Origin of the sequence: Dryocola boscaweniae (assembly GCF_025215095.1) — a bacterium.
GTDB lineage: Bacteria > Pseudomonadota > Gammaproteobacteria > Enterobacterales > Enterobacteriaceae > Dryocola > Dryocola boscaweniae.
In genome coordinates this window covers 682,188-702,459 of record NZ_JALHAP010000082.1, presented here as the reverse complement: position 1 = coordinate 702,459, position 20,272 = coordinate 682,188, and the positions used below count along the sequence as shown (strand labels likewise).

At 54.1% G+C, this 20,272-nt stretch carries 19 protein-coding genes; 12 read left to right on the top strand and 7 right to left on the bottom strand.

Annotated elements, in window-relative coordinates; translation table 11 throughout:
- Window positions 1-11: 11 nt before the first annotated feature.
- Window positions 12-2,207 carry a ferric-rhodotorulic acid/ferric-coprogen receptor FhuE gene (gene fhuE / locus MUA00_RS20745; protein WP_271125031.1) on the bottom strand — a complete coding sequence of 732 codons (2,196 nt, stop codon included), beginning with the start codon at window positions 2,205-2,207 and terminating at the stop codon, window positions 12-14.
- 381 nt (window positions 2,208-2,588) lie between these two features.
- Between fhuE and hinT the strand changes: the two genes are divergently transcribed.
- The 8 genes from hinT to MUA00_RS20705 all read left to right on the top strand — a co-directional run bounded on the left by hinT (window position 2,589) and on the right by MUA00_RS20705 (window position 8,689).
- Entirely contained in the window at window positions 2,589-2,945 is a 357-nt protein-coding gene (gene hinT / locus MUA00_RS20740) for a purine nucleoside phosphoramidase (protein ID WP_271124865.1), read from the top strand.
- 4 nt (window positions 2,946-2,949) lie between these two features.
- The gene (locus MUA00_RS20735; RefSeq protein ID WP_271124864.1) at window positions 2,950-3,324 is read left to right on the top strand and encodes a YcfL family protein; all 375 of its coding nucleotides are present in this window, start codon (window positions 2,950-2,952) and stop codon (window positions 3,322-3,324) included.
- A gap of 55 nt (window positions 3,325-3,379) precedes the next feature.
- Window positions 3,380-3,979 (top strand): penicillin-binding protein activator LpoB, encoded by a 600-nt coding sequence (lpoB, locus tag MUA00_RS20730; RefSeq protein ID WP_408639738.1) that lies wholly within the window; start codon window positions 3,380-3,382, stop codon window positions 3,977-3,979.
- Window positions 3,957-4,790 (top strand): thiamine kinase, encoded by an 834-nt coding sequence (thiK, locus tag MUA00_RS20725; RefSeq protein WP_271124862.1) that lies wholly within the window; start codon window positions 3,957-3,959, stop codon window positions 4,788-4,790. Before lpoB ends, thiK begins: the two co-directional genes overlap by 23 nt.
- A 12-nt stretch (window positions 4,791-4,802) precedes the next feature.
- Entirely contained in the window at window positions 4,803-5,828 is a 1,026-nt protein-coding gene (gene nagZ / locus MUA00_RS20720; protein ID WP_271124861.1) for a beta-N-acetylhexosaminidase, read from the top strand.
- A 40-nt stretch (window positions 5,829-5,868) separates the two neighbouring features.
- Window positions 5,869-6,411, top strand: a complete 543-nt coding sequence (gene ycfP, locus MUA00_RS20715; protein ID WP_271124860.1) for an alpha/beta hydrolase YcfP — start codon at window positions 5,869-5,871, stop codon at window positions 6,409-6,411.
- A 225-nt stretch (window positions 6,412-6,636) separates the two neighbouring features.
- A complete protein-coding gene (locus MUA00_RS20710; RefSeq protein ID WP_271124859.1) occupies window positions 6,637-7,941 on the top strand; it encodes an NAD(P)/FAD-dependent oxidoreductase in 1,305 nt (434 codons plus the stop codon).
- A 211-nt stretch (window positions 7,942-8,152) separates the two neighbouring features.
- Window positions 8,153-8,689, top strand: a complete 537-nt coding sequence (locus tag MUA00_RS20705) for a glycine zipper 2TM domain-containing protein (RefSeq protein ID WP_271124858.1) — start codon at window positions 8,153-8,155, stop codon at window positions 8,687-8,689.
- 39 nt (window positions 8,690-8,728) lie between these two features.
- Here MUA00_RS20705 and MUA00_RS20700 read toward each other — a convergent pair whose 3' ends face one another.
- On the bottom strand, window positions 8,729-9,757 hold the full coding sequence (locus MUA00_RS20700) for a Gfo/Idh/MocA family oxidoreductase (protein ID WP_271124857.1): 1,029 nt from the start codon (window positions 9,755-9,757) through the stop codon (window positions 8,729-8,731).
- Window positions 9,758-9,888: 131 nt separating this feature from the next.
- Here MUA00_RS20700 and MUA00_RS21365 point away from each other — a divergent pair, with 131 nt between their 5' ends.
- Together MUA00_RS21365 and MUA00_RS21360 are read left to right on the top strand one after the other, a co-directional pair.
- Window positions 9,889-10,047, top strand: a complete 159-nt coding sequence (locus tag MUA00_RS21365; protein WP_408639737.1) for a hypothetical protein — start codon at window positions 9,889-9,891, stop codon at window positions 10,045-10,047.
- An 85-nt stretch (window positions 10,048-10,132) separates the two neighbouring features.
- Entirely contained in the window at window positions 10,133-10,285 is a 153-nt protein-coding gene (locus MUA00_RS21360; RefSeq protein WP_408639732.1) for an SIP domain-containing protein, read from the top strand.
- A gap of 50 nt (window positions 10,286-10,335) precedes the next feature.
- Here the strand turns inward: MUA00_RS21360 and MUA00_RS20690 are convergent, their stop codons facing one another.
- Window positions 10,336-10,968 (bottom strand): TetR/AcrR family transcriptional regulator, encoded by a 633-nt coding sequence (locus tag MUA00_RS20690; protein ID WP_271124856.1) that lies wholly within the window; start codon window positions 10,966-10,968, stop codon window positions 10,336-10,338.
- Window positions 10,969-11,213: 245 nt separating this feature from the next.
- On the opposite strand from MUA00_RS20690, the gene bhsA reads away from it, so the two are divergent.
- Window positions 11,214-11,471, top strand: coding sequence for a multiple stress resistance protein BhsA (gene bhsA, locus MUA00_RS20685; protein WP_271124855.1), 258 nt, complete (start codon window positions 11,214-11,216; stop codon window positions 11,469-11,471).
- 140 nt (window positions 11,472-11,611) lie between these two features.
- Here the strand turns inward: bhsA and MUA00_RS20680 are convergent, their stop codons facing one another.
- Window positions 11,612-13,054, bottom strand: coding sequence for an MFS transporter (locus tag MUA00_RS20680; RefSeq protein ID WP_271124854.1), 1,443 nt, complete (start codon window positions 13,052-13,054; stop codon window positions 11,612-11,614).
- A 160-nt stretch (window positions 13,055-13,214) separates the two neighbouring features.
- Here MUA00_RS20680 and MUA00_RS20675 point away from each other — a divergent pair, with 160 nt between their 5' ends.
- Complete coding sequence (locus MUA00_RS20675; protein ID WP_271124853.1) at window positions 13,215-14,156, top strand: LysR family transcriptional regulator; 942 nt, start codon at window positions 13,215-13,217, stop codon at window positions 14,154-14,156.
- A gap of 59 nt (window positions 14,157-14,215) precedes the next feature.
- Here the strand turns inward: MUA00_RS20675 and ldtC are convergent, their stop codons facing one another.
- The 3 genes from ldtC to MUA00_RS20660 form a co-directional block, all read right to left on the bottom strand.
- The gene (gene ldtC / locus MUA00_RS20670; RefSeq protein WP_408639731.1) at window positions 14,216-15,187 is read right to left on the bottom strand and encodes a L,D-transpeptidase LdtC; all 972 of its coding nucleotides are present in this window, start codon (window positions 15,185-15,187) and stop codon (window positions 14,216-14,218) included.
- A 167-nt stretch (window positions 15,188-15,354) separates the two neighbouring features.
- A complete protein-coding gene (gene mfd / locus MUA00_RS20665) occupies window positions 15,355-18,801 on the bottom strand; it encodes a transcription-repair coupling factor (RefSeq protein ID WP_271124852.1) in 3,447 nt (1,148 codons plus the stop codon).
- A 165-nt stretch (window positions 18,802-18,966) separates the two neighbouring features.
- Window positions 18,967-20,040 carry an acyltransferase family protein gene (locus tag MUA00_RS20660; protein ID WP_271124851.1) on the bottom strand — a complete coding sequence of 358 codons (1,074 nt, stop codon included), beginning with the start codon at window positions 20,038-20,040 and terminating at the stop codon, window positions 18,967-18,969.
- Window positions 20,041-20,272: the final 232 nt, after the last annotated feature.

Below are 20,272 nucleotides of genomic sequence, written 5' to 3'. Positions count from 1 at the left end.
TTTAGCGGCTATCAGAACTTATAGCTGGCGGTAACGCTGACATTGCGTGGCTCGCCGTAAACAATCGAACCCTCAACGTTTGTGTCATAGGTCTTGTCGAGCAGGTTATTAATATTACCCTGCAAAGAGAAGTTCTTCGTGACCTGGTAGCGAGTGAACAAATCAACCAACGCGTAGCTGCCTTGCTCTGAGCGCCATGTACCGTACGGCGTCGCAATATCGCTATAAACACGGTTCTGCCAGTTTACACCGCCGCCTACGGTCAACTCAGGCACGGCCGGTAAACGATAGCTGGTGAACAGTTTAACGGTAGTGCGAGGCAGATTCGGGTTAACCGCATTGCCGGCATCATCTTCCGCAACGTAGCGAGTTGCGCCAAAAGTCATCTGCCAGTTGTCGGTCAGCGCGCCATTGATCTCAAACTCAACGCCTTTACTTACGGTGCCATTCACGCCTTTATAGGCAATATCGGTCGAGCCGGAAATGATTTGACCGGTGCTTTGGGCCACGTTGTCCTGCTCAATGCGGAACACGGATAATGTGGTGGTCAGGCGGCTATTCATCCAGTCGGATTTCAGCCCCACCTCATAGTTATTACCGGTAATCGGCGCGAGGTATTTACCCGTGCTGTCACGGTATTCCTGCGGCTGGAAAATAGAGGTGTAGCTGGCGTAGGCAGACCAGTTGTCGTCGATGTCATAGACCAGACCCGCATAAGGAGTGGTGTGGTTTTTCTCCATGCTGTAGGTCAGGGTATCGACACGCCAGTTGGTATAACGAGCGCCGAGAATCAAATGCAGAGGATCGGCCAGAGATATGCGGGTCGCCGCGTAAAGCGACTTCATATGCTTTGTATCATCCTGGGCGACTGTCTGTTCGCCCCAGTTAGTTTCCGGGAAGTTACCGTCGTAGTCATAGAAGCTTCCCAGTTCGTCAGGGAAGACGTTCGCCCAGGTATTGAAATAACGGTTTGTTTGCTTACTGTAGCTCGTGCCGACCATTAAATTATGCTGGCGGCCGAAAAGGTCATAGCCGCCGTCAGCGAAGAGATCCAGCGCGTCCACTTTACGCTTGCCGGTGTTCCAGCCCGTGCCGCCGATATAGTCATAACCTGGACCATAGTTGCTATAGGGGCCAACCAGCATGCCGGTATCTTTATTGACCAGCGCGTCCAGGTACATCGTTTTACTGTCGAATTTAGCTTCGGTATGGGTCGCGTTCAGGGTTGCCTGCCAGGTTTCGGCAAAGCGCTGTTTAAGCGTCATAAAGACTTTATTGAACTCTTTATCGTTATAAGCCCAGTCCGGCGCGGTACTGTGGGCGCGGTCGTAATGCTTTTTGCTGCCGTCGGTGTTCCAGCGCGGCAGGCCGCCCCATGTAGGGTTGTTCACGTCGATACGCTGATATTCATAGCCTGCGGAGAGGCTGGTGGTCTCGCCCAGATCGGTATCGAGAATACCCGAGAAGAACGTTTTCTCGCTGTTATAACGATCAAGCCATGAATCGTTGTTCTGATAACCCGCCACGATACGGGCGCGCACGTTGCCATCTTCAGTCAGCGGGCTTTGTAAATCAGCGACGTAACGCTCTTTATTCCAGCTACCGTATTCCGCGGAAAGGTCACCTTTAAATTCACGGCTGGTGGCGTGCTTGCGAACCATATTGATAGCCGCCGAAGGGTTGCCCGCGCCGGTCATTAATCCGTTTGCGCCGCGCACCACTTCTACACGCTCGAAAAGCGCTGTATCAGACAGGGCGTCACCGAGGTTCCAGCGAGACTCAAAATAGGTGGGAATGCCGTCAATCATGTAGTTATCAATCTGAAAACCACGTGAATAATAAAGGCTGCGATCGGAATCAGAAGTGCTTTTGCTGATGCCAAGCGTGTTATCCATTACATCGCCCAGCGTCTGAAGCTGCTGATCTTCCATTCGCTGCTGGCTAACGATACTGACGGACTGCGGAATGTCCCGTTGGGCCATGTTCATTTTGGTGCCAGCGGCGGTGGTTTTTACGCTGTAGTCCTGCTCTTCAGAGGAATTTGCGTCAGCGCCAGTGGTTCCTTCGACGACAAGCGTATCTTCGGTGTTATTGGTTGCGGCTAAGCTTGCGGCTGGTGTCAGAGCAAAAGCGATACAAACAGCCAGTAAAGAGGGGGCGGTAGCGACCGACCGCAGAGCATCCCTGGCAGAAACGGATGAAGACATCATAAACCCTTAATCAAGTGTTGGAGGTTGCGCCCCGACGCCAAAAAAAATCCGCTTGCCGGGTGCGTTTTTGTTATTTTCTACGTGGAAATTGCGCATGAAAATGCAAATGAGAAATATACGCATTCGAATTGGTCGTGTAAATATATGTTACATCAGTGAATGAAATATGATTTCAGGTGCCGCGTTACGGGCAGGAGGCGCCTTGCTGATTAGTAGAGCAGCAGCCGGCGGGGCGTGCGGTAAAGAAATAAAGAGTTGAGGTTGAAAGAGCACGAGTAACTCGCTCATACTCTTAGGTTATACGCGCAGCAGGGCATTGTTGGGCTGCGCCCAATGCCAGCAATTTACGCCACAAACTAATGAAAAAAGGTAAACGTCATGGCCGAAGAAACTATTTTCAGTAAAATTATTCGTCGCGAAATTCCGGCAGACATCGTTTATCAGGACGAGCTGGTCACCGCCTTCCGTGATATCTCTCCCCAGGCGCCTACCCATATCCTTATTATCCCAAACGTATTGATTCCCACGGTAAACCATGTCACCGCTGAACACGAGCAGGCGTTAGGACGCATGTTGACCGTGGCTGCGAAGATTGCCGAGCAGGAAGGGATTGCAGAGGACGGTTATCGTTTAATCATGAACTGTAACCGCCACGGCGGGCAGGAAGTTTATCATATCCACATGCACCTGCTGGGTGGCCGCGTACTCGGGCCGATGCTGTCCCACAGGGGATAATACGATGAAACGGAGCCTTCTCTTATTACTGCTGCCGGTTATGCTGATAACGGGATGTGGTTCTCGTCCCGCCATTCCCGTTAATGAACAGCAGACGCTGGTCATGGAATCGTCGGTGCTGGCCGCCGGGATCAGCGCTGAAAAACCAGATATTTCATCCATTGATGGCGCCACCGTTTCTCAATCGGAGCTGTATAATGAGCGAAGCGTGCCGGTCACAGTGAACTATCGTTTCTACTGGTACGACGCAAAGGGGCTGGAAATCCACCCGCTCGAAAAACCACGTTCAGTCTCGATACCGGCAAAATCTACACTAACGGTATCGTCAACGGCCGGTTATCCGGATGCGCGTAAAGTGCGTCTTTATCTCTCTTTATAAGGGGTGAATTTTGATTAGGGGAATCCATCGATACCTGGTGGTCGTCGCAGCGGCGATGATTTTGTCCGGCTGTATTAACCGTGGCGGCGAGCAGCCGGCTCCGGTCGAAGAAGTTAAGCCGGGCACCACACAACCAGCGCAGCCTGAACCAACGGTTCCGTCAGTGCCCACCGTACCGACACAGCCAGGCCCAATTACTCAGCCGGAGCCAACCATTCCTGCCACGCCGAAAGTGCGTAGCTACGACTGGGGCAGCGCGATGCAGCCAATGGTCGGCCAAATGCTGCAGGCCGATGGCGTAACGCCGGGCGGCGTGCTGCTGGTAGATAGCGTCAACAACCGTACAAACGGAACGCTTGATACCAGCAAAGCAACGGAAGCCCTGCGCGGCGCCCTTGCGAACAACGGCAAATTTACGCTGGTGTCCGCTCAGCAGCTTTCAATGGCTAAGCAGCAACTGGGATTATCCCCGCAGGACAGCCTTGGCTCTCGCAGTAAGGCTATCGGCATTGCGCGTAACGTCAGCGCGCAGTATGTGCTTTACAGCAACGCCAGCGGCAATGTACGTACGCCAACCATTAAAATGCAGTTAATGCTGGTGCAAACCGGCGAGATTATCTGGTCGGGTAGCAGTGCAGTACAGCAAACCCAATAACGATTCACTGCACAAAGTGATTGCGCATTATCTTCCGGCGGCTCAGGCCGCCGGTTGCTTTTCTGCGCTGGAAGGATTGAGCGGCGGCAGTCTGCATTTCAAAATCGGTGAACGGGAATATACTGCCCGTCGCCAGTTGTCATCACCCCTGCCTGGCGTTTCGTTAAAGCGCCACTATCGAGCCCTGACGCGTCTGTCTGCAGGTATTGGCCCAACGCCGGTATGCCTTGCGGATGGCTGGCTAATCGTAGAGTGGCTTGCAGGAGAGGTGAAATCGGAACCGGCCTGCGCTCGTGCGCTCGGCTCCTTGTTGTATCATTTGCACCGTCAGCATTGCTTTGGCTGGCGGATCTGTTTGTTACCGCTGCTGGAGTATTACTGGCAAAACGCCTCGCCGGCGCGACGAACCCCATACTGGCTACGCCGGTTAAAATCCATGAAGCACAGCGGCGAACCAAAGCCGTTGCGGCTTGCGCCTGTGCATATGGATGTTCATGCCGGTAATCTTGTTCACCAGCACAATGAAATCAAACTTATCGACTGGGAATACGCAGGCGATGCAGATATCGCGCTGGAGCTGGCGGCAACCCTTGCTGCCAATAATATTAACGGCGATGAACTGCTGCACGCCTATGCAGGCTTTAGCAAAATCGACCTCAAAACGCTGCAGCGCCAGGTCACTCGCTGGCGGGCATGGGTTATGATGCTGATGGCTTCGTGGTACGAATGCCGCTGGCGGCAAACGCAGGACAGAACATTTTTAACGCTGGCAGATGAGGCCTGGAGCCTGCTGCGAGCGACGAACCAATAAAGAGAGGTAGATGTGGGCCCGGTAATGTTGGATGTGGCAGGCTTTGAGTTGGATGCCGAAGAGCGCGAAATTCTACAGCACCCGCTGGTGGGCGGGCTGATACTGTTTACCCGCAACTATCATGACCCCGAGCAGCTACGCGAGCTGGTTCGCCAGATCCGCGAAGCATCGCGCAATCGCCTCGTAGTGGCGGTAGATCAGGAGGGTGGACGCGTGCAGCGTTTTCGTGACGGTTTCACTCGTCTTCCTGCTGCGCAATCTTTTGCGGCTATTCATGGTCTCGAAAAGGGCGGAGAGCTGGCGCAGGACGCCGGCTGGCTGATGGCCAGCGAAATGATTGCCATGGATATCGACATCAGCTTTGCTCCGGTACTGGATATCGGTCATATCAGCGCGGCAATCGGCGAGCGCTCTTACCATGAAGATCCGAACAAAGCGCTGGCAATGGCGACACGCTTTATCGACGGTATGCATGTCGCAGGGATGAAAACGACCGGTAAACATTTCCCGGGACACGGCGCTGTCACGGCGGATTCTCATAAAGAAACCCCGCGTGACGATCGTGAAGAGGCCGTTATCCGTCAGCATGACATGCAAATTTTCCGCACGCTGATTTCCGATAACAAGCTTGATGCCATTATGCCCGCCCATGTGATTTACACCGATGTTGACCCTCGTCCGGCCAGCGGTTCTCCGCACTGGTTGAAAACCGTATTACGGGGCGAATTGGGTTTTGAAGGCGTAATTTTCTCGGACGATCTGTCTATGGAAGGCGCGGCGGTTATGGGCAGTTATGCCGAACGTGGCCAGGCGTCGCTGGACGCGGGTTGCGATATGATCCTCGTCTGCAATAATCGTAAGGGTGCCGTAAGCGTGTTAGATAACCTGTCACCGGTCAAAGCAGACCGTGTTACGGGTTTGTATCATAAAGGTTCATTTACCCGTCAGGAATTGAGATCTTCTAAGCGCTGGCAGCAGATTAACCAGCAGCTTGAAGCGCTGCACGAGCAGTGGCAGGCCCACAAGGCGGGTCTTTAACCCCTCAGGCCGCAAGGCCTGTTTTCGCGGTGAGGATGCAATGATTATCTATTTACACGGTTTTGACTCTAACAGTCCCGGTAACCATGAAAAGGTGCTGCAACTTCAGTTTATCGACCCCGATGTGCGGCTTATCAGTTACAGCACGCGTCATCCGAAGCATGATATGCAACACCTGCTTAAAGAAGTCGACAAAATGCTGCAGCTTAGCGATGACGAACGTCCGCTAATTTGCGGCGTGGGGCTGGGTGGGTTCTGGGCTGAACGCATCGGTTTTCTGTGTGATATTCGCCAGGTGGTCTTTAATCCGAACTTGTACCCGCAGGAGAACATGGAAGGGAAAATCGACCGCCCGGAAGAGTACACGGATATTGCTACCAAGTGCGTACAGAACTTCCGCGAAAAAAACCGCGATCGCTGTCTGGCTATTTTATCGCGTAACGACGAGGCGCTGGATAACAAGCGATCGGCCGAGGCGCTGCATCATTATTATGAAATCGTCTGGGACGATGAGCAGACCCACAAATTTAAAAATATTTCCCCGCATCTTCAGCGTATTAAGGCCTTTAAAACGCTGGGATAACATTTCGGTAACGGGCTTAAAAATTCACGGGTCAGCGTTTGCTGGCCCGTTTTGCTTATCTTTTCGGCATAAAAATTTGATGCATATCAAATTTGGTATGACCAATGCACCGTTCATGTTATTCTTTGGTCACATTAATGCAGTGATGCTCGCAAACTGTTGTTAATTAAACGTTATTTGAATAACTTTTAATTAACAATTGGTTAATATTTTGAGGGGGTCACTTTGACTACGCCATTAAGAAAGATTGTCATTGTCGGCGGCGGTGCGGGCGGACTTGAACTGGCTACGCAGTTAGGTAAAAAACTGGGCCGTGGCAAGAAAGCTAAAATCACCCTGGTCGACAGAAACCATAGCCATCTCTGGAAACCGCTGCTGCACGAAGTAGCGACCGGCTCCCTGGATGAAGGCGTGGACGCGCTGAGCTACCTGGCGCACGCGCGCAATCACCATTTCCAGTTCCAGCTTGGTTCGGTAGTTGATATCAATCGTGAAGGCAAAACTCTGACGCTTGCGGAACTGCGCGACGAGAAAGGCGAACTACTGGTCCCGGAGCGTAAAATTCCCTACGACACTCTGGTGATGGCGCTGGGCAGCACCTCTAACGACTTCAACACGCCGGGCGTAAAAGAGAACTGCATCTTCCTCGACAACCCGCATCAGGCGCGTCGTTTCCATTCAGAAATGCTGAACCTGTTTCTGAAATATTCCTCAAATCTGGGCGCCAGCGGCAAGGTTAATATCGCAATCGTCGGCGGCGGCGCAACCGGCGTTGAGCTGTCCGCGGAGCTGCATAACGCGGTGAAACAGCTCCATAGCTACGGCTACAAAGGGCTGACCAACGAAGCGCTGAACGTTACGCTGGTGGAAGCGGGTGAACGTATTCTGCCTGCGCTGCCGCCGCGTATTTCTGCTGCGGCCCATAGCGAACTGACCAAACTTGGCGTGCGCGTATTAACCCAGACAATGGTGACTTCCGCTGACGCGGGTGGTCTGAACACCAAAGATGGCGAATATATCGCCGCAGATCTGATGGTCTGGGCTGCGGGCATCAAAGCGCCGGACTTTATGAAAGATATCGGCGGGCTTGAAACCAACCGGATCAACCAGTTAGTCACGGAGCCAACCCTGCAAACCACTCGCGATCCGGACATTTATGCGATTGGCGACTGCGCTTCCTGCGCTCGCCCGGAAGGCGGCTTCGTGCCCCCTCGCGCGCAGGCTGCGCACCAGATGGCTTCTCTTGCGCTGACCAACATCATTGCGCAGATGAAAGATAACCCGCTGAAGGCCTATGTTTATAAGGATCACGGCTCGCTGGTTTCCCTGTCCAAATTCTCAACCGTCGGCAGCTTGATGGGTAACCTGATGCGCGGCTCAATGATGGTAGAAGGGCGCATGGCTCGCTTTGTTTATATCTCGCTGTACCGTATGCACCAGGTCGCGCTGCACGGCTATTTCAAAACCGGCCTGATGATGCTGGTTGGCAGCATCAACCGCGTGATTCGTCCGCGTCTGAAACTGCACTGAGTGACTTAAATCTCTACAACCCGGCCCGTGCCGGGTTTTTTTATGCCTGCGATTTGAATAAAACATTGCCGATAAGCTTCCGGTGCTTAAGAGTTCTCTTAAACTTATTGATTTAAAGAATGAATTAGCATTTTTCATCCGTTGTCTGATTTGTCACTGGTCGTAATTGGTTGCAAAATTGTTAGCAATTACACAGTCAGGAGGATGTCCTGTGAATAAATCAATGTTAGCGGGTATAGGTATTGGCGTGGCCGCAGCACTTGGAGTTGCCGCGGTCGCCAGCATGAACGTGTTTGATCGAGGCCCTCAGTACGCACAGGTGGTGTCTGCGACGCCTATCAAGGAAACAGTAAAAACGCCGCGCAAAGAGTGCCGCAACGTGGCCGTAACCCACCGGGCTCCGGTACAGGATGAAAACCGCATCGTGGGCTCTGCGCTGGGCGCGGTTGCGGGCGGCGTTATCGGTCATCAGTTTGGCGGCGGTCGTGGTAAAGATGTCGCGACAGTAGTTGGCGCGCTGGGCGGCGGTTATGCCGGTAACCAGGTGCAGGGCGCAATGCAGGATCGTGATACCTACACCACGACTCAGCAGCGTTGTAAAACCGTTTACGACAAATCAGAAAAAATGTTGGGCTACGATGTGACCTATCGCATTGGCGATCAGCAGGGGAAAATCCGTATGGATAAAGATCCCGGCACGCAGATCCCACTGGATGGCAACGGCCAGCTTGTGTTGAATAAAATCTAATTACCTGATGTACGGCGGGTCCAGCGACCCGCCTGCATATCAATGTTTCCCGCGTAACGCCTGCTGTATTTCGAGCAGCGCTTTAACTTCTGCCATTCGACGGCGGGTCAAAGCCGGAACAGCTTGCGGGTTACGCATAAATATTCGCTCATCGCCGAAAACCACGTCCCCTAAACACCGATCGTAAAGCGGCCCGGTGATTTTTTGCTGACGGCAACTGGTAGCGCCGAGGACTTCTGTCACTTCATCCGCGCCGCGACGGTCAACGTTCACGATACGGCCATCGTGCAGATAGATTTTCATTCCTTTTTGCCCGCCCGCAGGGCCAGCATATTTATTAAGAGCGAGGGTGAATGGAATATCGCTCAAGGTGCCGCGCAGCATTGCATCACCTTCTGCGGTCGTCAAATCTCCAGCCCGGATGCTGTTTCCCAGACGATCGCGGGCGTAGACCAGTTCTATGGCTAAATTATCGTTGCCGCCAAGCTTATGAACGGTTTCGCGCATCATCGCCAGCACATGCGTACCAATATCGACAATAACGCCGTCGGGGTGACGAAGCTGCCGGGTATCCGCCTGGCCCGTCGCAAAATTCAGCGCCGCAGGTTCGCCTGCATCGTTAAACCCGCTTGGTTCGAATAAAAAACCTTCAATGCGCTCGATCTCACCGATGCTTTTTATAAACTGAGCGGCGTCGGTCCGAACCATCCAGTGATCCAGCGCCAGAACGCGTGAGGCGATAGCGGGATCTTCCAGCCATTGACCTAAAGTCGTTAGCTGCTCAAGCGTTGCTGCAACGGGTTTCTCTACCACAATTTGCGTAGCCTTGCTTTTCAGCACCGTTTCAAGCACGGGCAGATGGAGAAGCGAGGGGGTGGTAATAAAGACGATATCCAGCGGTAGCGCCAGCAGGTCGGCAAGTGAATCGCAGCGCGTAACGCCTTGCGGCTCGCGAGCGGGATCGGGATCGAAGCCGTAGCACTGAATTTCGGCAAGAGACAGCCGGGAAATTGCGGGAAGATAAGCGGTTTCCACCACGGCGCCGGTGCCAATTAATCCAACCAACATATAAATACCCTGCGATAAATAATACAAAAGAGTAGCCCTATCTTTTAAAGCAGTATTGAAGATGGGTCGAGTATGAATATGTATGCAGCGGTAAACGTGCGGGCCAGCAAACATTACCGGCCGCCCGCGGCATCCTTGAGCGGCTTGCAACGCAGCAAAACCCACCGCAGGTACAGGCGTTTTTTGAAGTCCCCGAAGAAGGCGATTGTATAGATTTAAGCGCCTACGGCTTTGCCGAAATCAACTGGTTGCCGCGAAAACCCACGATGCAACGCACGGAGAATGTCTGATTCCTGCCGTTTGGCAACAGGCGCGTACCCCGCAGCCAGACGGCAGCCCTGAAGATATTCAGGAAGAAGCGGAAGGTGAATTATTGTGGGACAGGGCGACGAGCGGGAATTTTATGGCTGGATAGCGGCGGAATCATCGGTAGTAAAAACGCTGCGATGCCATCTGATTGGTGAACGCGGCGTAAACCACGACGCAATAAACTTTATGGCTTACTGGAGCAAAGGACGCCCGAGATAAGCGGTTAAAATCAGGGCGGATAAGCTTGCGCCATCCGCCATCTGCGAAACTTAACCTTTCTTAAGTTCAGGCCATAGCCGGAGCGTGGTCTTCACAATGCTCAGCAAATCCTCATAGCTGGCGTTTTCCCGGGAACTGACCGACATCCCCTGAATAATGCAGCACAGGTATTTTGCCAGCGCTCGCGCGTCGCTGTCAGCCGGGAGCTCGCCTTTTTGCTGTCTTAGCTCCAGGAAGCGCACCAGCGTCTCTTCCTGCATGGCGTGGCGCGCTTTGATGGTAGCGGCAATATCATCAGAAGCGGCCGCCAGCACCGACGAAGTACAGATGATAAAGCAGCCTGACGGGGTATCTTTATCGGTAAAGCGCTTCGCCACCGTAAAAAGATAATCCTCAAGCGCTTCTTCAAGCGTGCGGTCTTCGCAGAACAAACATGCTTCATGTTTTTCCGCAAAGCGGGCGATGTAGTGGTCGAGCACGGCCCGGAATAAGCCCTCTTTATTGGTGAATTCTGCATAGAGCGTGGGGGCTTTCGCGCCGGTTGCTTCCACCAGATGCGCCATCGAAGTCGCTTCATAGCCATGCTGCCAGAACAAAGCCATGGCCTTGTCGAGTGCTGCTTCCCTGTCGAACACCTTCGGTCGGCCACGGCTTTTTTTGATGATGCTTGCGTCAGTAGACATGTCTGCCGTTTAACCTTTGTCTGTTTAGTGAGCGATCATTATAAAAACTATCGCTCCCGGTAGCCAGCAGCATCTGCCTGAAAATAAATTTTTCCTATATTTTTGAAAAATAGTGTTTTTATAAATTAATTAATGGTCATTAATAAATAATGTTGACGCGTGACGCAGATCACGTTTAATATTTATGTATCGATCGTTAACTAATTAAGTTAACGGCATCTAATCATCTGCTGAAGGCATCTACCATGAAAAACGTAAAAACTCTTATCGCGGCTGCTCTCCTTAGTTCTGTTTCTTTCGCAAGCCTTGCGGCTGTAGAAGTGCAGGCGACTCCGGCTGACCAACAAAAAGTCGGCACCATCAGTGCAAACGCCGGGACTAACCTGGGTTCACTGGAAGATCAACTGGCTGCAAAAGCTGATGCGTTGGGCGCTAAATCGTTCCGTATCACTTCGGTAACCGGTCCTAACACGCTGCACGGCACCGCTGTTATCTACAAATAACAGACCGGGCGTCACCCTCAACGCGCCTGACCCTTATTGCCATGCCACAAAAAAGGTCTTATCGAAAGGCAAGACCTTAAAAAAGCAAAAGCACCAACGACATCCTCGTTCGGTGCTTTTGCTTTTTATAGCCTCTTTTATCAGACGGGTTTGTGTTGTTTAGCTCTATCCCGCAAGCGGCTTATGCTGAAGACTATAGCCATTACGGTTGCGAACGCTGCTGCCCAGAGGCTTAATCGCACCGCCAGATCCTGCTGAATGACGTTTTTCAACGCGGGCTGCGCCGTCGCCGATAAAATCACCCCCACGAAAGCCGTGCCCAGGCATTGCCCGAAGGTTCGCACAATCGCCAGCACGCCTGAAGCATACCCGCTATGTTCACGGGCCACGTTTGACAGCATTTCGCGGTTGTTTGGGCTTTGAAAACAGCCAAATCCAATGCCGCACAGCAGACTCCGCGCGACAACGTCCCATGGCTGCGCGTGTTCAGGAAGCAGCGCGAGCAAAACCAGCCCGCAGGCGAATATGCACAGCCCGACGGATGAAATAATCGCCGGCGAATAGCGATCGGCCAGCCGACCTGCGTGCGGCGCGACAAGCACTATTCCTGCCGGCCAGGGCAGAAACAGCAGCGCTGAGGCAAAGGCGCTGTACCCGTAAACGCTCTGGAACAGGAAGGGCAGCGCCACGAAGGTCATTCCCTGGCTGATAAAAGAGGCCAGCGAAGTTAACGCCGCCAGAGAAAAACGGGCAGAGCGGAATATTTCCAGCGGCAGAAGAGGATTTGCGGCGCGACGCTGACAGCGGATAAACATTCCGCCGGCGATAAGCGCGACGAGCCCATAAGCAACGGCTGCTGTCAGCGTAGAAGAGGTAACTTCCTGGCCGTCTGACTGAGAAAACGCACTGGCGGCAAGAATCAGCCCACCCAGCATAACGGCCGATAAGATGGCGCCGACAAAATCAAAAGGTTTATTTACCGCCTCAGACCTGCCGGGAATGGCCCGCAGGGCGAGCGCCATAGCGATAGCGCCCAGTGGAACGTTAATGACAAATAACCATTGCCAGCTTAAAGCGGACAGCATAGCACCGCCCAGGACAGGCGCTATGGCGGTGCTTGCGGCAATCAGCAGAGCGTTCAGACCCAGAATGCGGCCCAGCAGGCGGCTGGGGAAAACCGTGCGCAGAATCGCCGGAGCGATGCTCAGCGTTGCCGCTCCGCCGATGCCCTGCAACAGGCGCATGCCGGTCAGGGCCGCTAGCGAAGAGGACAGGGCGCAGCCGAGAGAAGACAGCGTGAAGAGGCCAAGTCCGAGGGCAAAAAGCGTTCGAAAGCCCAGCCGGGCGGCGAGCGCGGCAAATATCGCAAGCGTCATCGCCGCGGATAAAAGATAGCCGTTAGAAACCCAGACCGCCGCCGCAGGGGAAACGTTCAGTGAACGAGCGATCTGCGGCAAGGCGATATTAACCACGGACCCGTCGAAAACGCCCATCGTGGTGACGGTCATTACGGCTGCCATAGCAAAGCCTCGTTCACGGCCGGGAAGCCCGTCATCGCCCGGTTTGCTGGAGAAAAGTTCCATAAAGGATGTCCTCGGCCATCGCTCCGGCGGGAGAAGATAGCCTGCAGTGAGTGAATATAGTCAGTCCGGGGAATATACTTATGCGACCGATAAGGCGGAAGGCGCAGCATCTGCATTTATAAAGTGCATCAAACGCCGCATATAGCGGGAGAGACGACCGATGACAGAACCCGATTTAAATTTGCTGATCGCGCTCAATGCGCTGCTTGCGCAGCAAAGCGTGGCCGGAGCCGCTCGTCGGCTGGGGCTAAGCGCCTCGGCCATGAGCAGAACGCTCGGCAGGCTTCGCGCCGTTACGGGCGATCCTCTGCTGGTGCGGGCCGGGAGGAATATGGTGCTGACGCCCTACGCCGAAGAAATTCGCGAGCGCACGCAAAAAGCTGTGTTTGTAGCGCGTTCGGTGCTGCGTCCTCCATCGTCAGCGCTTAATTTATCCACCCTTGAACGCACTTTTACTCTGCGCGCTAACGATGGTTTTGTCGTGGCGCTCGGCGCTTCCCTGATCGCCGCGGCCGCTAAAGCCGCCCCGCTGGTGCGCCTGTGTTTTGTGCCAAAGCCTGAAAAAGCGCCGGGCGCTTTGCGTGAAGGACTGGTCGACCTTGAAATTGGCGTGCTGGGGAACATGGGGCCGGAAATTCGTCTCCAGGCGCTGTTCAGGGATCGGTTTGTTGGCGTGGTCAGAAAGGGGCATACGCTTGAGAAAGCCCCTGAAATAACGGCAGAGTTTTACGCAGCTCAGGGACATGTCGTCGCTTCCCGTCGCGGAGACAAAACCGGCCCCGTTGACGAAGCGTTGGCTGACCTGGGGCTGCAACGCAATATTGTCGCCCGGGTGCCGAGTTTTCCTGCCGCGCTGGCGGTGGCTCAGGCTTCGGATCTGGTGGCTTTGCTGCCCGCCTCTTTTCTGATTAACCAGCCCGTTGACGAAAAAAACGGCTCTCCGGCGACGCTCTGGTCGTTTGAGCTACCGGTAAAAACGCGGGAAATCACCGTTTCGCAGATGTGGCACCCGCGCTCAGAAGTCGATCCCGCTCACCGCTGGTTGAGAAAACTCGTACTGAGCGTTTGTCGTGAAAAAACGCTCGCGATAAACGAAAAATAAGGACAATAAAAAAGCACCGAACGAGCGCCTCGCCGGTGCTTTTTTGCAAAAGAAGAGCCTTAAATGGTGTTTGCGTTTTCCGCGTGAGCGTTTACCTCAACCGGCATGCCTGAACGATGCTGCATCGCCTGTTCCATAATCTGCGCGTCCGTTTCCGGCGCGGCCCGGAACTGTTTCATCTGCTCGTTGAGCACTATCGGCAATACTTTCGGATCGTCGTTAATAGACTTCGACAGCGGCTGGTGCACTTCAACCAGACGTTGGCCGTCCGGCTCAACGGACGATTTAATCGGTGTATTGATGATACGCACCGGCGTGCCGACCGGCATCTCTTTGTAAAGCGCCTTGATATCGTTATCGCGCAGGCGGATACAGCCGGAGCTTACGCGCATGCCGATGCCAAAATCCGCATTGGTTCCGTGCAGCAGATAAACCCCGCCGTAAGCGGCGAGGCGAATGGCATGATGGCCCATCGGATTATCCGGGCCTGCTGGAACGACCGCCGGCAATTTAATGCCGTTAGCCAGATAGCGCGCACGGATGTTCGCGGTAGGCGTCCAGGTAGGATTTGCACGTTTGTCGGAGACGGTAGTTTGCATGGTTGGCGTCATCGTATCGCCGCCCAACTGACCAATGCCGATAGGATAAACCGTGACGCTATTTTTACCCGCTGGATAGTAGTAGACGCGCAGTTCGGCGAGGTTAACAACCAGGCCCTCACGCGGCGCATCGGGCAATAACATCTGGCGTGGAACGGTCAATATGCTTCCGGCACGCGGTACGTAAGGATCAACCCCCGGATTGGCCTGCAACAGCGCTAAAAAACCGACGTTGTACTTTTTAGCGATGGCCTCAAGGGAACCTCCGTCATCAGCCACCGTGTGAAAGATGTTCTGACCAATCAGCCGGCTGCCGGCAACGGGTAGCGGATAAGAATTGGCGTTCGCCGGAAGGGATGCCAGGGCGGCCATGACGAGCATTAACGACGTCAGCCAGCGTGCGGATAGTGAAAAAAGTCGCAAAGAGCGCATAACGCTAAACTCCGTTCTTATTAAGAGTAATGTTATTAAAGAGTTAATCAGGAATTATGCGGGGAGCCAGTGTCGGGAAACCCTGGCGTACTGAAAAGAATGTGTAAATGTTTCAGAAGCGGGCGCCCTACCGGCTGGTAAGGCGCTTAAAACGAAACTGCTCAAAACTACGCCGCAGCGTTCTCCGCAAGCTGGCTCATAAAGCTGCGCACCCAGTCCATCCTTGCTTTGCGGTCGGCCAGATCCTGCATAAATTTCAGGCGCGTTGGGCCATCAAGACGATAGTGCTGCGGCTGCTTCTGCAGAAGGCCAATCAGCCACACAGGATCGACATGATTCTTCTCGGCAAACTCAATCACGCCGCCTTTCTCATTGCCTTCTATCTTGCGCACGCCGAGCTTTTGGGCCTGCTGGCGCAGCGCTGCGATATCCAGCAGGTTGCGGGCGGCGTCCGGCAGCAGGCCAAAGCGATCGATCAGCTCGACTTTTAGCTCATCCAGTTCGTGCCCGGTCTTCGCGCTGGCGATGCGCTTGTAAAATGACAGCCGCGTATTCACGTCCGGAATGAAATCCTCCGGCAGCAGAGCTGGCATGCGCAGCTCCACCTCCGTCTGGCTGCTGGTTAAATCTTCCAGCGACGGTTCGCGGCCCTCTTTGAGCGCGTCGACGGCATTTTCCAGCATCTCCATATACAGCGAGAAGCCGATGGTTTCCATTGAGCCGCTCTGGCCTTCGCCCAACAGTTCGCCCGCGCCGCGAATCTCCAGATCGTGAGTGGCTAACGCAAAGCCTGCGCCTAAATCTTCCAGCGAGGCGATAGCTTCAAGACGCTTTTGCGCATCCGTGGTCATCGCTTTCGGATGCGGCGTCAGCAGCCAGGCATAGGCCTGATGGTGCGAACGTCCGACGCGGCCGCGTAGCTGGTGTAGCTGCGCAAGCCCGAAGTGATCCGCGCGCTCGATGATAATGGTATTCGCCGTCGGGATATCGATACCGGTTTCAATAATGGTGGTACAGACCAGCACGTTAAAACGCTGGTGGTGGAAATCGTTCATTACGCGTTCCAGCTCGCGCTCGCGCATCTGGCCGTGGCCGATGGCAATGCGTGCCTCTGGCACCAACGTTGCCAGACGTTCCGCCGCTTTCTGAATGTTTTCCACGTCGTTATAGAGATAGTAAACCTGTCCGCCGCGCAGCACCTCACGCAGAATCGCTTCGCGAACGACCAGCTCATCATACTGGCGCACAAAGGTTTTTACCGCCAGACGGCGAGCCGGAGGCGTGGCGATAATCGACAGATCGCGCATTCCGCTCATCGCCATATTCAGCGTGCGGGGAATAGGCGTTGCGGTAAGCGTGAGGATATCCACGTCCGCACGCATCGCCTTAATGCGTTCCTTATGACGAACGCCAAAGCGGTGCTCTTCATCAACGATCAGCAGGCCGAGATCCTTCATCTTCACATCATTTTGCAGCAGCTTGTGCGTGCCGATGAGAATATCAATTTTGCCTTCCCGGGCCTCTTCAAGGATCTGCGTTTGCTCTTTGGCGCTGCGAAAACGCGACAGCATTTCCACACGCACGGGCCAATTGGCAAAACGGTCCTGGAAGTTATCCAGATGCTGCTGCGCAAGCAACGTGGTCGGGACAAGCACTGCGACCTGCTTGTTGTTTTCGACGGCCAGGAAAGCGGCCCGCATCGCCACTTCGGTTTTGCCGAAGCCAACGTCGCCGCAAACCAGCCTGTCCATTGCCAGCGGCTGGCACATATCGCTCAATACGGCGTTAATCGCCTGCGCCTGATCCGGCGTGGTTTCGAACGGGAAGCTGTCGCAGAAGAGCTGGTATTGTTCTTTATTGTGTTTAAAGGCGAAGCCTTCTTTCGCGGCTCGCTGGGCATAGATATCCAGCAGTTCCGCTGCGACATCACGCACTTTCTCAGCGGCTTTTTGGCGCGCGCGCGACCAGGCGTCGCTGCCTAGTTTATGCAACGGCGCGCTTTCTTCCGCGCCGCCCGCATAGCGGCTAATCAGATGCAGCGACGAGACCGGCACATACAGTTTTGCATCGCCCGCGTAGGTCAGCATCAGGTATTCAGCGGTGATGCCGCCTGCTTCCAGAGTGGTCAATCCTGCGTAGCGCCCAACGCCGTGTTCAAGATGCACAACCGGCTGGCCGGTATGAAGCTCTGCCAGGTTGCGAATCAGCGTATCCGGGTTGATGGCGCGGCGTTTATCCTGGCGACGTCGGCTGACCCGTTCGCCGAGCAGATCGCTTTCGCAAATCAGCGCGCGGTTACGCAACGTATCAATAAAGCCATGCTCGCTGGAGCCGAGCATCAGATAGCGGCCGCGGTCCGATGCTTCATCCAGACGGTAAATGCGCTTCGGCGCAACTTTAATACGCGAAAGTAATTCGCCCAGCGCTTCGCGGCGGCCTTCGCTTTCTACCGAGAAAACCACCGGGCCTTCGAAGGATTCGAGGAACTTGCGTAAATTATCAAGCGGGGCTTTGTTTTGCGCCTGTACCGCCAGATCGGGCAGGGAGTGATAGCCCAGGTTGGTATTTGCTGCTTTATCGGCGAGTTTGTCTGTTCTTAGCTGGATGCGCGGCCAGGTTTTCAGCTCGCTGAACAGTTCGTCAACGCGCAGCCACAGGCTTTCCGGCGGCAGGAGCGGACGCATAGGATCCACGCCGCGGTTCTCAAAGCGTGAAGTCGCATCAAGCCAGAAGCGTTCCGCGCTGGTTTCCAGATCGCCGGTATTCACCACAAGCGTGTTTTTCGGGAAATAGCTAAACAGCGGCGGCAACGGTTCGTTAAAGAACAGCGGCTGCCAGTATTCGATCCCGGCGGGCAGGGTGCCTTTGCTCACCTGCTGATAAATATGCTCCGCCTCGCGTTTCACATCGAATCGGTCTCGCCACTGGCTGCGGAAGAGTTCGATGGCGGCTTTATCCGTCGGGAATTCGTGGGCGGGCAGTAAATTAATCGCTTCCACCTCTTCAAGCGTGCGCTGGGTGTCCACGTCAAAAACGCGCAGGCTGTCAATTTCGTCGTCGAAAAAGTCGATGCGGTACGGCTGGCTGCTGCCCATCGGGTACAAATCCAGCAGCGCGCCGCGCGTGGCAAATTCGCCGTGCTCCATCACCTGATCCACGCTGCGGTAACCGGCCTGTTCAAGCTGGCTACGCAAATTATCGCGTGAGAGCTGCTGGCCCTTTTTCATCACCAGCGCGTGGCCGTGCAGATAGCTGTGCGGGCAAACGCGCTGCATCAACGTATTGACCGGCATGATCAGCACGCCGCGCTGCATGGTTGGCAACTGATAAAGCGTGGACAGGCGTGAAGAGATGATTTCCTGATGCGGCGAGAAACTGTCGTACGGCAGCGTTTCCCAGTCGGCGAGATTCATCACCAGGTTATCGGTGAACTGAGCTATCTCATCGTGCAGACGCAGGGCGTTTTGCATATCGGGCGCGATTAACACCACCGGGCCGCTGTGGCGTTCAACAATCTCGGCCACTTCTGTCGCGCAGGCGGAACCGGTGAGCTCACCGAGGTGGCGTTGATCGCCGGCTTTAACAGGTAAGGAATAGCGATAATGTTCAGGCATAGCGGAATCGGAATCTCTCAGGTTGCACCGTGTGCATCGGTCCATGAACTTCAGATAGTTATTATTATCCGCGATCACTTTGTATAAGCAACCCAATCAATAAATTGCCTCGCTTAGTTACCGGGAGCGCGCCAGGCGACTAAGCGAAGCGTCACGCGCGTTAAATTAACGTGCTGGGGCCGCAGGAACCAGTTTCGCCGGCGGGGAGAAGAACATATCGCCAAACAGCGTCGTGGAAAGCTTTCTGAAGCCAAGGCCGATTAGCGTACAGATAGCGAGACTGACGAACGGGTAAACCAGCAAAATCCCCAGAACTACCTGGCTTGAGAGTTGCCCCTGGCTAATGCGGGCTATCGTAAACAGGCTCAGCGCTTCAATGACAATGCGGTGCGTGGTGTAAATAGCGATGGTGTTAGAACCCACGATATTAAGAAACGCCTCCGGGCGGCTTTCGCGCCAGTTATCCAGCGTATAGAAAATTTTCATAATGACGAAAATCGAAACAACGGAGATGACCACCGGCACGTTAACCAGATACAGCGCGAGCGAGCCGATAACCACCAGCGCGCAAATCAACGGATGCTGGCGGAAGCTGAAATCTTTCATCCAGGCCATCAATTGCGGCCCAAACCAGGCGCCTAATCCGTAATAGAACATGTTGCGCACAACGCTGTTCATTCCCCACCACGGCAGCGGCATAAAACTAATCGCCACGTTGATGCCAAGCAGGGCAATCAGCACCGGCACTTTAAAAGCGCGCAGCGCTTTAAAGACGAGGAAGTAGACCACGAGGGCGTACAGATACCACAGGCTGGTGCTCGCTTTCGCCATGCTGGCGGCGAACTGCATCAGCGTTTCGGAATAGGCCGCATTCGAAGCGGGATTGCGCACCATATCCGGGGCCAGCCATTGATTGATAAGCGTAATCCCCAACCACTGTAGAACGCCCCACAGCACCAGCACGTAGAAAATATTCCAGATGCGCTTATCAATGCACGCCTGCCATTTCACCTGCTCGATATAGCGGTGAATCAGATAGCCGGAAATAAAAAAGAACACCGGCATGCGGAACGGCGCAAGATATAAATTCAGGTATATCCAGCTTTTGGCGACGTATTGCGTAAGGCCCGGCGGCAATGTCGTTAAGTGCGGATAAAAAGTGATCACCGAGTGGTAAATGACGACAAGGCAGATGCACAGCCCTTTGATGTGGTTGATCCAGAGTTGTTTGTTTTTCATGCCAGGGGGAATGTCCCTTATTAAGAAATCTGAGGCCTGAAAGGGTGAAGGATGGTCCGCGGCTTTTTAATTCGATTAATCTGTTTCTGGCACAAGCAGGAATGTTTTCGGATATTCCGCAGGTTTATAAGGAGTTATAAGATTGATGATGACTTTTAAGACGTGCGGGTTTCGGAAAAGGTGTTATCCAAAAATTCACTGGAAAATCAACTTATTGATTTTCGGCTGCTGG

Coding starts and splice junctions, on each gene's coding strand:
- bhsA (WP_271124855.1), top strand. CDS start 11,214: ATGAAAAACGTAAAAACTCTTATCGCGGCTGCTCTCCTTAGTTCTGTT.
- MUA00_RS20700 (WP_271124857.1), bottom strand. CDS start 9,757: ATGTTGGTTGGATTAATTGGCACCGGCGCCGTGGTGGAAACCGCTTAT.
- lpoB (WP_408639738.1), top strand. CDS start 3,380: ATGATTTTGTCCGGCTGTATTAACCGTGGCGGCGAGCAGCCGGCTCCG.
- MUA00_RS20735 (WP_271124864.1), top strand. CDS start 2,950: ATGAAACGGAGCCTTCTCTTATTACTGCTGCCGGTTATGCTGATAACG.
- fhuE (WP_271125031.1), bottom strand. CDS start 2,207: ATGTCTTCATCCGTTTCTGCCAGGGATGCTCTGCGGTCGGTCGCTACC.
- mfd (WP_271124852.1), bottom strand. CDS start 18,801: ATGCCTGAACATTATCGCTATTCCTTACCTGTTAAAGCCGGCGATCAA.
- MUA00_RS20660 (WP_271124851.1), bottom strand. CDS start 20,040: ATGAAAAACAAACAACTCTGGATCAACCACATCAAAGGGCTGTGCATC.
- hinT (WP_271124865.1), top strand. CDS start 2,589: ATGGCCGAAGAAACTATTTTCAGTAAAATTATTCGTCGCGAAATTCCG.
- ldtC (WP_408639731.1), bottom strand. CDS start 15,187: ATGCGCTCTTTGCGACTTTTTTCACTATCCGCACGCTGGCTGACGTCG.
- MUA00_RS20675 (WP_271124853.1), top strand. CDS start 13,215: ATGACAGAACCCGATTTAAATTTGCTGATCGCGCTCAATGCGCTGCTT.
- MUA00_RS20690 (WP_271124856.1), bottom strand. CDS start 10,968: ATGTCTACTGACGCAAGCATCATCAAAAAAAGCCGTGGCCGACCGAAG.
- ycfP (WP_271124860.1), top strand. CDS start 5,869: ATGATTATCTATTTACACGGTTTTGACTCTAACAGTCCCGGTAACCAT.
- MUA00_RS20680 (WP_271124854.1), bottom strand. CDS start 13,054: ATGGAACTTTTCTCCAGCAAACCGGGCGATGACGGGCTTCCCGGCCGT.